13 protein-coding genes and 1 pseudogene are annotated in these 13,423 nt (G+C 38.1%); 7 read left to right on the top strand and 7 right to left on the bottom strand.

Features of this window, described 5'->3' with window-relative positions; all coding sequences use genetic code 11:
• Positions 1 to 95, top strand: a pseudogene (locus SYJ56_RS26060) (IS982 family transposase); the annotation flags it as partial.
• Between the two features lie 298 nt (positions 96 to 393).
• Here the strand turns inward: SYJ56_RS26060 and SYJ56_RS15025 are convergent.
• The 4 genes from SYJ56_RS15025 to lysA all read right to left on the bottom strand — a co-directional run bounded on the left by SYJ56_RS15025 (position 394) and on the right by lysA (position 3,603).
• Positions 394 to 645: a cryptochrome/photolyase family protein gene (locus SYJ56_RS15025; protein WP_323835456.1), complete on the bottom strand. Its 252-nt coding sequence runs from the start codon at positions 643 to 645 to the stop codon at positions 394 to 396.
• The gene (locus tag SYJ56_RS15020) at positions 638 to 847 is read right to left on the bottom strand and encodes a cryptochrome/photolyase family protein (RefSeq protein WP_323835461.1); all 210 of its coding nucleotides are present in this window, start codon (positions 845 to 847) and stop codon (positions 638 to 640) included. Before SYJ56_RS15020 ends, SYJ56_RS15025 begins: the two co-directional genes overlap by 8 nt.
• A gap of 251 nt (positions 848 to 1,098) precedes the next feature.
• Positions 1,099 to 2,142, bottom strand: coding sequence for a PorP/SprF family type IX secretion system membrane protein (locus SYJ56_RS15015; protein WP_323835454.1), 1,044 nt, complete (start codon positions 2,140 to 2,142; stop codon positions 1,099 to 1,101).
• Between the two features lie 228 nt (positions 2,143 to 2,370).
• Complete coding sequence (gene lysA / locus SYJ56_RS15010) at positions 2,371 to 3,603, bottom strand: diaminopimelate decarboxylase (RefSeq protein ID WP_323835452.1); 1,233 nt, start codon at positions 3,601 to 3,603, stop codon at positions 2,371 to 2,373.
• Positions 3,604 to 3,816: 213 nt separating this feature from the next.
• Here lysA and SYJ56_RS15005 point away from each other — a divergent pair, with 213 nt between their 5' ends.
• Both SYJ56_RS15005 and SYJ56_RS15000 read left to right on the top strand, forming a co-directional pair.
• Entirely contained in the window at positions 3,817 to 5,541 is a 1,725-nt protein-coding gene (locus SYJ56_RS15005; protein ID WP_323835450.1) for a sensor histidine kinase, read from the top strand.
• Positions 5,538 to 6,233 (top strand): response regulator transcription factor, encoded by a 696-nt coding sequence (locus tag SYJ56_RS15000; RefSeq protein ID WP_323835448.1) that lies wholly within the window; start codon positions 5,538 to 5,540, stop codon positions 6,231 to 6,233. Before SYJ56_RS15005 ends, SYJ56_RS15000 begins: the two co-directional genes overlap by 4 nt.
• Before the next feature lie 186 nt (positions 6,234 to 6,419).
• Here the strand turns inward: SYJ56_RS15000 and SYJ56_RS14995 are convergent, their stop codons facing one another.
• Positions 6,420 to 7,433, bottom strand: coding sequence for a dipeptide epimerase (locus SYJ56_RS14995; protein WP_323835446.1), 1,014 nt, complete (start codon positions 7,431 to 7,433; stop codon positions 6,420 to 6,422).
• A gap of 93 nt (positions 7,434 to 7,526) precedes the next feature.
• On the opposite strand from SYJ56_RS14995, the gene SYJ56_RS14990 reads away from it, so the two are divergent.
• Both SYJ56_RS14990 and SYJ56_RS14985 read left to right on the top strand, forming a co-directional pair.
• Entirely contained in the window at positions 7,527 to 9,008 is a 1,482-nt protein-coding gene (locus SYJ56_RS14990; RefSeq protein ID WP_323835444.1) for a M14 family zinc carboxypeptidase, read from the top strand.
• Between the two features lie 97 nt (positions 9,009 to 9,105).
• The gene (locus SYJ56_RS14985) at positions 9,106 to 9,837 is read left to right on the top strand and encodes an SIMPL domain-containing protein (RefSeq protein WP_323835442.1); all 732 of its coding nucleotides are present in this window, start codon (positions 9,106 to 9,108) and stop codon (positions 9,835 to 9,837) included.
• Here SYJ56_RS14985 and SYJ56_RS14980 read toward each other — a convergent pair.
• Complete coding sequence (locus SYJ56_RS14980) at positions 9,834 to 11,384, bottom strand: hypothetical protein (RefSeq protein ID WP_323835440.1); 1,551 nt, start codon at positions 11,382 to 11,384, stop codon at positions 9,834 to 9,836. The two genes, SYJ56_RS14985 and SYJ56_RS14980, sit on opposite strands and share 4 nt — an antisense overlap.
• 4 nt (positions 11,385 to 11,388) lie before the next feature.
• The gene (locus SYJ56_RS14975; RefSeq protein ID WP_323835438.1) at positions 11,389 to 11,523 is read right to left on the bottom strand and encodes a hypothetical protein; all 135 of its coding nucleotides are present in this window, start codon (positions 11,521 to 11,523) and stop codon (positions 11,389 to 11,391) included.
• Positions 11,524 to 12,112: 589 nt separating this feature from the next.
• Here SYJ56_RS14975 and SYJ56_RS14970 point away from each other — a divergent pair.
• Positions 12,113 to 12,787, top strand: a complete 675-nt coding sequence (locus tag SYJ56_RS14970; protein WP_323835436.1) for a serine hydrolase domain-containing protein — start codon at positions 12,113 to 12,115, stop codon at positions 12,785 to 12,787.
• A 163-nt stretch (positions 12,788 to 12,950) separates the two neighbouring features.
• On the top strand, positions 12,951 to 13,103 hold the full coding sequence (locus SYJ56_RS14965) for a hypothetical protein (protein WP_323835434.1): 153 nt from the start codon (positions 12,951 to 12,953) through the stop codon (positions 13,101 to 13,103).
• The last annotated feature ends 320 nt before the right edge of the window (positions 13,104 to 13,423 follow it).

The raw sequence follows: 13,423 nt of genomic DNA, 5'->3' as shown, positions 1-13,423 counted from the left end.
ACCTTATTTCTGGATTAATTGCCTATTCCTTCTTCCCTAAAAAGCCAGCAATCAACTATCAACCCGTCGAAACAAATCAATTAGCCGCTTTTTAAAATCGAACTCAGGTTATTACCATTAATCGCTGAATATGGTGAGCATAAGCTAAATCTAGCGACTGACCTATGGAATGACTCAGGCATTTCATTTTTGTGTCGCCAGTCCAAAACCATTCCGGTAACTTCCTGTTGTGATTAAAGAAATTTAATCCTGAAAAATCAGGCATTTTAGCCCAATAAATCCCCCACATATATTCCCGCCACCCAAGAATCTGTCGGATAAATCCTTTCTGCCTGGGAAATAGAAATTTGATCCTGATGAGCGGACCAATATTCCTCAACTTTCTTTACTACTTCAAGAGGAGAAATCATTTTGGTATTCATCGAGAAACTCACCATCCATAAGGATATCAAAATCTTTACACATTTGACGATAAAAACTCTCCATCAGAAAAGTTTTCTTTCCTTGGAAGAAGTCTTTAACATATTCCCGCTCAGTCAAAAAATGCTCTGTATCTACACTACGGCAAGGGATCGTAAGTGATCCAATGATTGACTTCAGTTGCTCATCTAGCCGGTACTCGTCTGGCAACTGATATTCAAACATATAAAAGTTGTTTTTCTTCACAATGGAAGCAATCATTTTTCTCCAAATCCTGGGAATTATCCTTGTGGTCCAACTGGAAATAGTTGACCTGATGCCCTTGATTACTTAAATGCTGGGCAAAGTTTCTCATACTGGGAAAAAATGCAATTACCTTTTGAATATGATGAGGTATATAATCAGTTTCCTGCCTTAACTCTAGCATGATAAGTGGTGGAGGTATTTCTTTCTTCAAACCAGGAATCATGGGAATTCAGCTGATCACCTAAAATTAATCTTAGTGTTTTGAACATAAAAAAGAGGTTTTAAGTAAAAGCCATTAACCACTTGCTTTGTTTTGATCACTACTTATAACATGGCACAAAGGAGGTTCTACCAGCAGTACTCATTTTGAAAACACAAAAAATGTGATTTTTAGAGATTTATTAAAAAAGGTATAAGTGGTTACTAATTAGCTTAATACCTAAAGCAAGGAATAACTCTCCCCCTTTGGTTTCTACTTTTTTCATCGCCCCATAAAAAGGAATAAGTGAGTGAAATCTCATGTGCCCCTCCACTATTCCTCAAACCTAATTTCGAAATGGTCACATCATAAGAATATCCAACGTCAAGGCCATTTTCCAAGGAAACGCCCACCAAACCTATGAATGCTTCATTATTGGGAAGATTATTTTTAGTAGGTATCCCTCGGTACCAAACGCCAAGAACTAATGGTTCAAGGTAGAGCTGAGCACCCACATCTAATTGATTAAAAGGATCTTGTTGTTTGTAATTGAATGCAAAGGAGATAGAACGCTCTGAATAAGCGTGAGTAAAGTAATTCCTTCGGCCACCACCCAAATCAAACTTTATCCCTCCCTGAGCGGATAGTTTCATAGGCAGCTTGGAGATTTGCCCCTCTACAAATGAAGTATTTGGCTCAGAAAGATGATGAGCAGATGCACCAAGCCAGATATTCTTGGAGTAAAACATGCCTCCAACACTGTAATCAGCAAAACTATAACGACTATCTATCGGAATTCCATTGAGTTCATCAGTTATCCCTCCAATCGTGCCATTGATGATATCGATCTGTGTTCCAAACACAAGGTCTGAGAAAAATGCATCACGCTGCATATAACTTACCATGCCTCCAACTCTGAAAAACATATCCTCACTCAACTTTAACCTGTAGGCGTAGGAAAGCCCAATTTCATTGGTTGATAGATTTGCCATACTCTCTTGGCTTCCATTAAAAATCAACCCTATTCCACTATTGTAATCCATTATATAATGATCAATATAGGCTGAATAGGAATTGAAATTTTGGTCTAAACCTGGCCATTGATTTCGGTAATTGACACCAATGCGTGTAAGTTCGCTGGCTCCTGTCAATGCAGGATTTAAGTAAAGAGGGGCAGCATAGAATTGAGAGTACTGGGTATCTTGAGCTATTACATTAGAAAAAATGCAACAAATAGCCCCTATAGTAATGAATACACCAATTATTCTCCTATACATAGAAAATTACACCAATACCAGACAAATTTATGCATTTGTAAAATGGCAAAGGTTATATAATTATGAATTAAAGATTTGAAACTACTAGGGCTTAAGATTGAGGCGTTCAATCACGATTAGTTTCAAATCATTGTTTCATTGAAATTGCTACCTAAATAGCTCTTTCAAATAAGTAAACACTCTGTTCAATAATTATACCAATGGATTTGTGGGCAAGGAAATATAAGATTAAATGTCTAAAACGATCTGATTTCTGATTAAATCTTCAAAAATTTCGCGTTTTCTTATTAATTGAGCTTCTCCTTCCCACACCAAAACTTCAGCAGGACGTAGCCTGGAATTGTAATTGGATGACATACTAATCCCATAGGCCCCAGCATTTTTAAATACCAAAAGATCGCCTTTCGAGACTTTTGCAAGCATTCGATCTTTTGCGAGCGTGTCAGTTTCGCAGATATAGCCCACAACATTATATGGATTCAATTCCCCGTCAGGATTGCTCAAATTATACACATCATGAAATGCGTCATACATCATCGGTCTGATCAGGTGATTCAAACCTGAATCCACACCCACAAATGTAATCTGAGGTGTCTTTTTAACCACATTTGACTCCACTACTAAATAGCCTGATTCACTCACCAAAAACTTTCCTGGCTCAAGCCAAAGCTCCAGTTTCCGACCATATTTCTCACAAAACTGATTGAAAGCAGCCGATACTTTTGTGCCAACTTCTGCAATATCAGTGGACGGATCACCAGACTTGTAAGCGACTTTGAATCCCCCTCCAAAATCCAAAAAGGTAAGATCTGGAAAATTCATTGCAGCATCAAACAGTACATTTCCTCCTCTCAGGAATATCTCAGCATCAAGAATGTCAGAACCGGTATGTATATGAAGACCAATTACTTTGATTTCATATTTCTTCACCACTTCTAAAATCTCCGGAAGTTGCTGGATGGAAATGCCAAACTTACTTTGAATATGTCCTACAGAAATTTTGGCATTGCCACCCGCCATTATGTGCGGATTGATTCGGATGCATGCAGGCTTTGTACTACCATAAGTAGCACCAAATTCCTCCATGAGCGGGATACTGTCAAGATTGATCATGACACCCAATTCGACTGCTTGCTGTACCTCACGGAAATTCACACCGCTGGGCGTGTACATAATCTCAGCTGCAGTAAATCCAGCTTGCATGCAAATCATTACCTCTTCAATGGACACAGCATCTACACCTTCACCAGCTTTTTTCACCAACTTCAAAATAGTGATATTGGATAATGCTTTGGTCGCATATTTGATTCTCAAGGGTACAGTAGCAAAAGCAGACTGGAGTGATTTGATTTGGCTGACTATCTTCTCTCCATCATATATATATACTGGTGTACCGAATTCTTGGGCTATTGATTCTAAGCTTACTCCCTGGAGTTGAGTAGGATGTTGAGGTGCTGACATTATCTGAAATTTGCGGGCAAAGATAGCCAAATAACAAAAAAAGGAGGCATACGCCCCCTATTTTCATTTAGTTATAGTGTAATTAAGAAAACGCTGTTTTCGAACCTAAATATAGAAGAAGGAGTTGAAATTGATCAACTTTCCACCAATTGTGGGCCGGTTAAATATTGTTAACCCCTCCCCATGGCCTGATTATAGGATTAAATTTGCACAATGTCGAAAAGTAACATCATCCTAATCGTTGTCTTGATGTCCCTGGCCAGCTTCGGTCTGATGGGCTTCCAATTCTATTGGGTGAAAAATGCTATTCGTATTAATAGAGAACGATTCGATCAAAACGTCTATCAGGCACTTTCCGCCACAGTCGATCAGCTAGAAAAAGGGGAAACTTCAGCGACATTTTATGGCTATATGATGCAGGATTCCATCATTAGCAGATCACTGTTTGAAAAAATCGACCCCATTGATTTTGACGTAACGGTAAGTTCCCGACGAATTTCCAGGCCTAGGCCTTCGCTGGTGGACTCGTTCTTTCAAGAGCCTGCTCCGAGAGTTAGCCAGACTTTCAGAAGAATTCTTGAATCGCAGGGAGTGGATATGAATCAACTTGAAGAGCTGGAAGCTTTTTTCGCTTATATGACTCCTGAATTAGCATCTAAAATGTTCACTCCAGATGAAATGGAGGTTTTGCTTAAAGAAAAAGAACGTCAATTCCAGTACTTGAGTAGACTCGAAGCTTCTCCAAAAAGCCAAAGCGAAACAGAAAGTCTATCAGTGATAGAGATGAGGCCAGAGTTCAATATCAGTCCAGATGCGTTGGAAAAAGTATATAGAACAAATGCTAAAATCGATTTTATCAACAAATATGTAGACGAGATTACTGCCGGACAAAAGGCAATATTGGATAGACTGGACACTACAAAAGTTAGAAGGATATTGAAAGGATACTTGTTGGAAAGAAATATTTCAGAGGGGTTTGAATTAGGTCTGCTCAAAGATGATGGGTTATTGCTACCTATCGGCCCTGTAAAGCAGCAATTTGTCTTGGTTCAAAAAGGCATTCAAGCTAGACTCTTTCCTAATGATATTTTTGGTAAGGAGAATTTCTTAATGGTTTATTTCCCAGAAAAAAGTACTCATGTGATTCGCGAAGTTTGGCTCCCTATATCAAGCTCTATTCTTTTTATAGCTGTGATTATTTCTTGTTTCATCTATGCGATCAAGGTAATTATCCGCCAAAAAGCCCTGTCGGACACAAAGAATGATTTTATCAATAACATGACGCATGAATTCAAGACGCCGCTGGCTACAGTGAGTTTGGCTGTGGAGGCACTTCAAGATCCAGAATTGTCTAGTCAGGACAAGTTCCGTTCTAGATATTTGGGTATTATCAAAGATGAAAATAAGCGCTTGGTTTCGCAGGTAGAAAACGTTCTTCAGGCTGCCGCGTTGGATAAGAAAGATTTCAAGCTGAAAATTGAATTGTTAAATCTGGTAGAAATTTTGGAAACCACGGTTGATCATTTTGAACTTCAGGTTGAGAAAAAAGGAGGACAAATCGACTTCATCAATGAATTGAATGAACCTATGATAGAGGGAGATCTTTTTCACCTCACTCATATTTTCAACAACCTTCTGGACAATGCAAATAAGTATTCACCGGAAAATCCAAAGATAAGTATAGAGGCTAAAGACAATTCAGAGCAAGTCTTCATCACCATCAAGGATGAAGGAATAGGGATGAATAAAGATGCACAACGGAAAATTTTTGATAAATTCTATCGGGTTCCCACAGGAAACGTACATGATGTCAAAGGCTTTGGCCTTGGATTATCTTATGTAAAAACCATGTTGGAAGCTCATAAAGGAGGGATTCAAGTAAGTAGCGAACTTGGAAAAGGAAGCTCATTCACCATTAACTTACCAAAGAAACAATGAGTAAAGCGAAACTATTAGTGGTCGAAGACGATCCAAATTTGGGAGATATTCTACAGGAATATTTGGAAATGAAAGGGTATGAACCTACGCTTTGCCGAGATGGTGAGGAAGGTTGGAACAAATTCAAGAAGGGAAAATTTGATCTTTGCCTTCTCGATATAATGATGCCAAAAAAAGACGGATTCACCTTAGCTAAGGAAATTAAGAAAGTTGAAGAAAATCTTCCTATACTTTTTCTTACAGCAAAAAATCAAAAGGATGACATCATCGAAGGTCTCAAAATTGGTGCTGACGATTACCTCACTAAACCGTTTAGCATGGAAGAATTACTTCTTCGAGTAAATGCAATCCTTCGGAGAACGCATAAAAGCGAAGAGATTAATCCATTAAAGGTTTACTCCTTTGGAGGCTTTGTCCTTCACTACGATGAGCAAGTCTTAGACGGTCCAAAAGGTCGTCACAAGTTGACTTCCAAAGAAAATGAGCTCATCCGTCTATTGGCTTCTGAAATCAACAATTTGGTAAATAGAAGTCATGCACTCAAGCAAATCTGGGGAGATGATAGCTACTTCAATGCACGAAGCATGGATGTGTATCTAAGCAAAATCCGTAAGCTCCTAAAAGACGATCCAAAAGTGCAAATCATTACTGTGCACGGCGAAGGTTTTAAGCTAATCGTAAGCGATAGTTAATTGAGAAAAATGCTGGATGTCCGGTGCACGATTTCAAGCTGACAGAAAAAATAAGCGAAAGCCAGGGTGATTTACATCGCCCTGGCTTTTTACTTATTCATCATATTTTCAAGGCTCTAAATCTAGACTCTTGATTCCAAATTCTTGGCTCTATTGTCTTAATACTAGCGTCTAGCTACTTGATAATTAACTAATCATTTCCGCGCCTATTCCATTCCCTTCTGGGAAAATGGTTTGCTCGGGTGTGATTATTATTCCTTTTGCAGGATCTTTAGATAGCAGCATTGCACCGTCCATATCTACATAATCCAGAAGTGGCGCAATATGAGCAATGGCTGTGATTCCTACAGAGGATTCGGTCATGCAGCCAACCATCGTTTTCATCCCCAGTTTCTTTGCTTCGTGTATCATTCTGAGTCCTGGAGTGATGCCTCCAGCTTTCACCAGCTTCACATTGATTCCATGGAAAAGACCATGGCATTTCTTCACATCAGATTCTACAATGCAGCTTTCATCTGCGATCACTGGCAGTTTGCTATGCTTGAACACTTCCTTCATCCCCTCCAGATCATCTTTTCCTAGTGGCTGCTCCATAAATTCCACTCCCAACTTTTCCAGCTCCACAGAATAGGTTATGGCCTGTTCAGCAGTCCAGGCACAATTTGCATCAATTCTAAAAACCGCATCCGTGTGCTTTCTGAGCTCACGGATGATAGCCAAATCATCTGAAGTCCCCAATTTGATTTTGTAAATCGGCCAGTGAACTTCCTTCATTTTTGCAACCATCTTTTCGACCGTATCAATCCCGATAGTAAAGTTGGTCAGAGGAATATCAGCAGGATTCAGGCCCAGTACTTCATAAAGCTTTTTTCCTTGTTTTTTCGCATACAGATCCCATGCAGCCATATCTAAAGCACATTGTGCAAAAGGGTTGTCAACGAATACTTCTTTGCCTAAATCCCAAAGTTTTTCAGGAGTTTCCCATTCACCTTTTTCGACGATTGGCCTGAATTTTTCCAAACATTCCGACATATTAGTAATCGTCATGCCATAAAAAGGATTTGTAGTAGATTCACCTAACCCATAAAATGCACCATCTTGCAGTTTTACAATCAACGTATCTTGCACGTCCCTGCTTTGATGTGCAATAGTAAATGTATGCTTGAGAGGAAGATCTACGACTTGATAGGATAATTTCATTTGGGAGAATATTCGATTTGAAGCAAAATTAAACGGATTTTTGCTTGTATGATCGATAGATTTACAATTTATTCAAGGTAAATAGAAATAATTATGAAAGCCAGTTCTATACTCTCAAGTAGCGTGTTTTTGCTGTTTTTGATTTCAACAATTAGTTGTAAAACGGCAAACACAATCTCCTCAAAAGCAACAACTGTCGCAACTCTTGAATCAGCCTATTCCAAATTTAAAGAACCTGCAATCACTCACAGGAGAGTTAAGCATGCCGATCTTCAACCCTTGATTCAGAAGCATTCAGATGCTTTTCAGGTCAATAAATTGGGTGAATCGGTAGAAGGGAGAAGTATTTCCAGTTTGGATTGGGGAAATGGTAAAACTAAGGTGATGCTTTGGTCTCAAATGCATGGAAATGAAAGTACGGCTACCATGTCACTTTTTGATTTATTCAATTTCCTGGAATCAAGTGGAGATGAGTATGATGAACTCCGGGATCTTTTGAAATCAAATCTGGATCTTAAGTTTATCCCTATGATCAATCCAGACGGTGCTGAAGCGTTCAAGCGTAGAAATGCAATTGATATTGATTTGAACAGAGATGCAATTTCACAGATCTCCCCAGAAGCAGTGATTCTAAAGGGTGCAAGAGACGATTTTGAACCTGAGTTTGGTTTTAATCTTCACGATCAACAAATTTATTATAATGCATCTGGCACCCCGAAACAGGCTACAATTTCGGTTTTGGCACCTGCTTATAATTATAATACTGATGTGAATGATGTGCGGACTAGAGCAATGCAAACAATCGTGGGAATGAATGAGGTATTACAGCAACTTGTACCTGGTCACGTGGGAAAATACGACGATGCGTTTGAGCCGAGAGCCTTTGGTGACAACTTCACGAAGTGGGGTACCAGTACTATTTTGATCGAGTCGGGCGGATATCCTAATGACCCAGACAAACAATACATTCGTCAGCTGAATTTTATGATTATCCTCAATGCGCTGGAGCAAATCGCAACCAGAAGTTATGAGCAATACAGTACAGAGCAGTATTTCGCCATTCCTGACAATGATCTGCAATTGGTGGATCTATTAATCAAGAAGGTGCAAGTCCCTGTTAATGGAAAATATTATCCCGTGGATCTAGGTATCAGAAGGAGAGATTCGAGTGCAGGCGATACATTTTTTGTGACTGGGACTGTAGATGATCTAGGCGATATGCAGGTGTATTTTGGATTGGAAGAATTTGATGCGACAGGGTTGAAATATGCTGAAGGAAAAGTTTATGAAACAGCATTTGAATCTGTGAATGAAATAGACATAGCAAAGACATTGGATCTTTTAAAGCAAGGATATTTAGCTGTGAAAGTGAAAAAGGGAGCAAGAGGCGATTTACATCAGCTTCCAATTTTAGTGTTAAAAAGTACAGCTAGTTTTTCCGGTGGCTGGAGAACTGGAGAATCGACTAATTTCTTTTTGGAAAAGGATGGGGTGAGAAAATACGCTGTCGTAAATGGTTATTTGATAGATCTGAATAGTCCTAAGGAACAGGAATATAAGCAGCGAGTTTATTGATCGTTAAAATATCCCAACCTCAGAATCTAACCTACTATTTGGCGGGTTATTTGTTCTCTCATAGGGACACATATTTTAACCTTAATTTTTAGAAAACATGAAAAATAACCTTTCTTCCATTCTTTTCGCCTTAGCGATCGTAATAGCCTCCATTGTACTGGGAAATGCTATTATAAACAGAAACAGACCTCAAGGCACAATCAATGTCACAGGTCTCGGAGAAAGCAATTTCACTTCTGATCTAGTAGTATGGGAAGGAAATTTCAGCCGCGAAAGCTTCGACTTAAAATCTGCCTATGCTGATTTGGAGAAAGACAAAAAATTGGTGACTGACTATTTAATTTCAAAAGGAATTCCTGCAGAAAAACTGATTTTCAATGCGGTCAATACGAATCCCAAGTATCAGCAAAACTATTCCAACGATGGGCGCTACCTCGGACAGACGTTTGACGGGTACACACTCAATCAATCCTTGAAGATCGAATCCAAGGAGATAGAAAAAGTGGAGAAAATCAGCCGTGAAATCACCGAATTGCTTAATCAGGGAATTGCCTTTTATTCTCAATCCCCACGGTATTACTACACCGAACTGGAATCTTTGAAACTGGAAATGATAGCTAAGGCAACCGAAGATGCCCGTATCCGTGCCGAACGGATTGCCGAAAACTCCAAAGGAGATCTTGGGGATCTGATCTCAGCCAATATGGGAATCTTCCAGATCACGGGCCAAAACTCCGGAGAAGACTATTCCTGGGGCGGAACATTCAATACCGCAGACAAGAACAAAACTGCGTCGATTACGATGAAGTTGATTTTTGAGGTGGATTAGGGATAAAGATCAGAGATGTCAAATTGATAGAATTTTGCAGACTTATTCTGATTGAGTACAAATACTAGCTTCTTGGTGCTCTCTACAATATTGTATCTGTCAGTTAAAGAAAAGTCTTTATCTGTTTTAGTGTTAATTAATTCATAAATTTTTGTAGGTATATTATTTTCTATGCTTTGGAGTCTAATAATTTTCTCTCCCCGATTTTGATCAATAAACAATTGTAAATTATCAGTGGATATCTGAGAAAATATATTGCCTGTAATAGTAGCTTCCTCCTGATTTCTATCTATCGATTGGATTGAATTTATTCCATTCTTATCGAAATCAATTATTGATAGGTTTCCAAGATTGATAAGGCTATACCGGAAATACTTCAATTCCGTTCTAATAGAAATACTACCGTTATCTTTAACTTTTGAAGAAGTGATGGTAAAATAAGGTATCCCACTCTCTAGTTCTTTTTGGTTATAATTTTTTTCCGCCAATCTCTGCATTGATTGCCCTACCTTAGGTGTTAGCTTTTCCAATTGATCCTTAGTAAAGGGAATAAAAATATACTTTGGATCCTTAAAATTCCTTTTATCTATGGTATAGATCGCTAAACCTTCTGTTATTTCTGTAGTATTAGAATAGGAGGAATATCTTCCAACACATACCAAATTATTATCATCCAGCTTATGAATGGATACATCGTTTATAAAATTGGTGTCGGCAGTTCCCAAGGCTGCTTGTAAGTATTCACCCGGTTCATTCTGAATACTATAAATAGTATAGTAATAATCTTTTACCCCATTCTTAGCAGCTCCCTTAATATTTACACGCATTACAAAACTAAAATCTCCACCGTTGCCAAAATTAAAAGTAGCGTTAGAATTACTCTTAGTTATACCTAGAATATCGGAAGAAGACCACGGTATTTTAATTGGCAATACCACCATATTAGACTTTACCACTTCAATATCCTGCGTCAACGCTGCGGTGAAAAGATGTGACTCAAATCCCCCATACTTGTTAGGAACAAGTGAGTAAATTCCAAGCAATTTTTTATCCTCCGATTCCACTATTGAAACTCTCTGACGTAGATCTATATTCTCAGCTGAAAAAATCAATTTTTTCGAATCGATCTTTCCAGTTTGTTGATCGATTTCGCCTATATAAAATTCTGAATTTCCTTTACCGTAGGTTGTATAACCTAAATATAATTTCCCCTGAGGAGACAAATGAACAAATTCAACTCTATCAAGGCTTCTAGGCTTATCTAGCCTAGAGAAAAACCCCTCCAAATATATGCTGTTCTGTAACTCAAAATCAGAGTTGAATTGGTCAATGTAGACTTCCGCCATTGTCCCATATAATCCTGTAACATTCTCAGAGTTTCTAATCAGGTAGATCCCATTTTCATTTGAGCCTACAAAACCTGAATACTCGTCTAGTCTTTTGAGTCCCAACTCTTTGACAGTATAAGGTATCTTATCCAACTCCTGTGAGTAGCTTGGACTAAAGAAACAGCTGACAACTATCAGCAGAATTAAAAGTTTTTTCATGTGTTTATATTTTTCTTTCAACGGTCACACCTGTCCCGTGACGAAGGAAACGGGATGGAATCTTGCCCGGGAAATAATCACCCTCTGTGTGACGTTCTTCGTCATGCCTTCCTGGTCCGGTAGGCAGGCTCGATTTCATCTGGTTTTTTCTTGAAAACTACATTCTTTTTAAAAAAAAGATGCGAATAGTTTATTATTAAAAATAAGTAAGACTTAACTAGCTGAATGCCAGTTGAAAATTTTTAAGTCTGGTTTGCTTCCTTATTACGCGCCATAGATTTCTTGCAGGATAATTTGTATGCAAATCCAAAATTCCCGTGTACAACCAGATTACGACTTTACTAAAATGCCAAAAAAATACTAAGGGAAATTATCAAGATAAGAGACACACTCGATCTCCTAATTTGTTATCCTTTGCTTTATTAATCCTTGGTGGTTTCAGAAAAGTAAAATGGCTCAAAGGCAAGTAGGTATGAAGCTCATCTTGAATTCTTAATTTTACTCTTTTCTTCGAATCGAACCTTCAATAAATTTTCTTTTTACCTAACTTTTGTCCGAGAGAGAACAATGAATTCCACCTCCGAACAGGCGAAATTCTAAAACCTTTTATTTCAGAGCATTTGAGCAAAATTTTGCTTGGCTTCCACTTTGTAGTTAATACCGGAAATAAAACCCGAATATCAGATGTCTCGCAACTACATCTGACTATTGACTAAACTACATTTTAAATGAAAAAACTTCTACTGCTTCTTATTCTAGTCGGATTTTCATATAATTTATTTGGACAACAAACAACTTTGGATGAATTTCTAGACTCCTTCACAAACCATACTAATTTTAATGGGACAATTTTGATAAACCAGGACTCTAAAACTATTTATCATAAAAGTTTTGGATTGGCAAATTTTGAATTTGAGGTCCCTACTAATATTAAGACAAAATTTAAAATTGCTTCAATTACCAAGTTGTTTACCTCAGTACTTGCCATGCAATTAGTCGAAGGTGGTAAGATTGAATTAAATGGAAAAATAAAAACTTACTTACCTGACTACACAGGTGAGGGTGGCGAAAAGGTAATCGTTCATCAACTCCTTAATCATACCTCTGGATTAGTAAATATTGACACGATATCCTCTATGGAAAGTGCGTTAACGAGTGGTATCCCACTTTACCAAAGCCCCCAAAGCTCCGATCAACTTTTGAGCGATTTCTGCAGTGGAAATCTCGTCAATGAACCCAGGAAAGTATTCGGTTATAATAATGCAGACTACATTGTATTAGGAAAAATTATTGAGAAAATTTATGCTAAAACATATGAACAAGCTATCGTCGAGAATATTTTAATGCCCATACAAATGAAAAATACAGGCTGGTTCATCAAGACAATATTGTTCAAAACCTAGCAAGCACATATTTTTTCAGAGATGACTTGAACAGACTGATGCCAGATTTACCGGTTTACATAGAAAATTGGTATGCAGCTGGAGCTATGTACTCTACGGCATACTACAATTTTCAAATGCATTATTTGGACTTAAGCTTGTAAACCAAGAGTCACTTGACAAAATGTTTGAATCAGGACTTGGAGAATATGGGTTTGGCCTTTGGGTGTATGAAGACTATGAAATAAACAAAAACATGTACACGATAGTGAAAAGGCCAGGATCGACTATGAGAGCTCAGGCAATACTTTTTCATATTTTAGATACTCATACTTAGCAATACTGCATCAGTTAGCTTGGACAAGCTCGCGGCAGAATTAGCTATTCAGGTAATCAAATAATACGTCAAATTATGTTTTCCCAGAGGATCGATCATTTCAAATGATCAAATTGCGCCGGCCAATTCCCACAAGTGAAATTCAACATAGAATCTCATAATCAATTGTTCGGGGATAGAAAAATTGAGTTTAGCTACCTGATTTCCCTTTAGATTCAACTACTAAATAAAGTCTGACGTGAGAAAAGGCAAGTTTGTCCGTGGTTGGACAATCAATCCCGTAATCGTACGTGGGAATCTGATTTATTCCAGATTTGAGG

Source organism: Algoriphagus aurantiacus (assembly GCF_035156405.1).
GTDB lineage: Bacteria > Bacteroidota > Bacteroidia > Cytophagales > Cyclobacteriaceae > Algoriphagus > Algoriphagus aurantiacus.
The sequence above is the reverse complement of the archived record's forward strand: the minus strand, read 5'-3'. Positions and strand labels throughout refer to the sequence as shown.

Bases quoted from the DNA above. Each gene is read 5' to 3' on its own strand.
- SYJ56_RS15025 (WP_323835456.1), bottom strand. From the start codon at position 645: ATGTTTGAATATCAGTTGCCAGACGAGTACCGGCTAGATGAGCAACTG.
- SYJ56_RS15020 (WP_323835461.1), bottom strand. From the start codon at position 847: ATGCTAGAGTTAAGGCAGGAAACTGATTATATACCTCATCATATTCAA.
- SYJ56_RS15015 (WP_323835454.1), bottom strand. From the start codon at position 2,142: ATGTATAGGAGAATAATTGGTGTATTCATTACTATAGGGGCTATTTGT.
- lysA (WP_323835452.1), bottom strand. From the start codon at position 3,603: ATGTCAGCACCTCAACATCCTACTCAACTCCAGGGAGTAAGCTTAGAA.
- SYJ56_RS15005 (WP_323835450.1), top strand. From the start codon at position 3,817: ATGTCGAAAAGTAACATCATCCTAATCGTTGTCTTGATGTCCCTGGCC.
- SYJ56_RS15000 (WP_323835448.1), top strand. From the start codon at position 5,538: ATGAGTAAAGCGAAACTATTAGTGGTCGAAGACGATCCAAATTTGGGA.
- SYJ56_RS14995 (WP_323835446.1), bottom strand. From the start codon at position 7,433: ATGAAATTATCCTATCAAGTCGTAGATCTTCCTCTCAAGCATACATTT.
- SYJ56_RS14990 (WP_323835444.1), top strand. From the start codon at position 7,527: ATGAAAGCCAGTTCTATACTCTCAAGTAGCGTGTTTTTGCTGTTTTTG.
- SYJ56_RS14985 (WP_323835442.1), top strand. From the start codon at position 9,106: ATGAAAAATAACCTTTCTTCCATTCTTTTCGCCTTAGCGATCGTAATA.
- SYJ56_RS14980 (WP_323835440.1), bottom strand. From the start codon at position 11,384: ATGAAAAAACTTTTAATTCTGCTGATAGTTGTCAGCTGTTTCTTTAGT.
- SYJ56_RS14975 (WP_323835438.1), bottom strand. From the start codon at position 11,523: ATGAAATCGAGCCTGCCTACCGGACCAGGAAGGCATGACGAAGAACGT.
- SYJ56_RS14970 (WP_323835436.1), top strand. From the start codon at position 12,113: ATGAAAAAACTTCTACTGCTTCTTATTCTAGTCGGATTTTCATATAAT.
- SYJ56_RS14965 (WP_323835434.1), top strand. From the start codon at position 12,951: ATGTTTGAATCAGGACTTGGAGAATATGGGTTTGGCCTTTGGGTGTAT.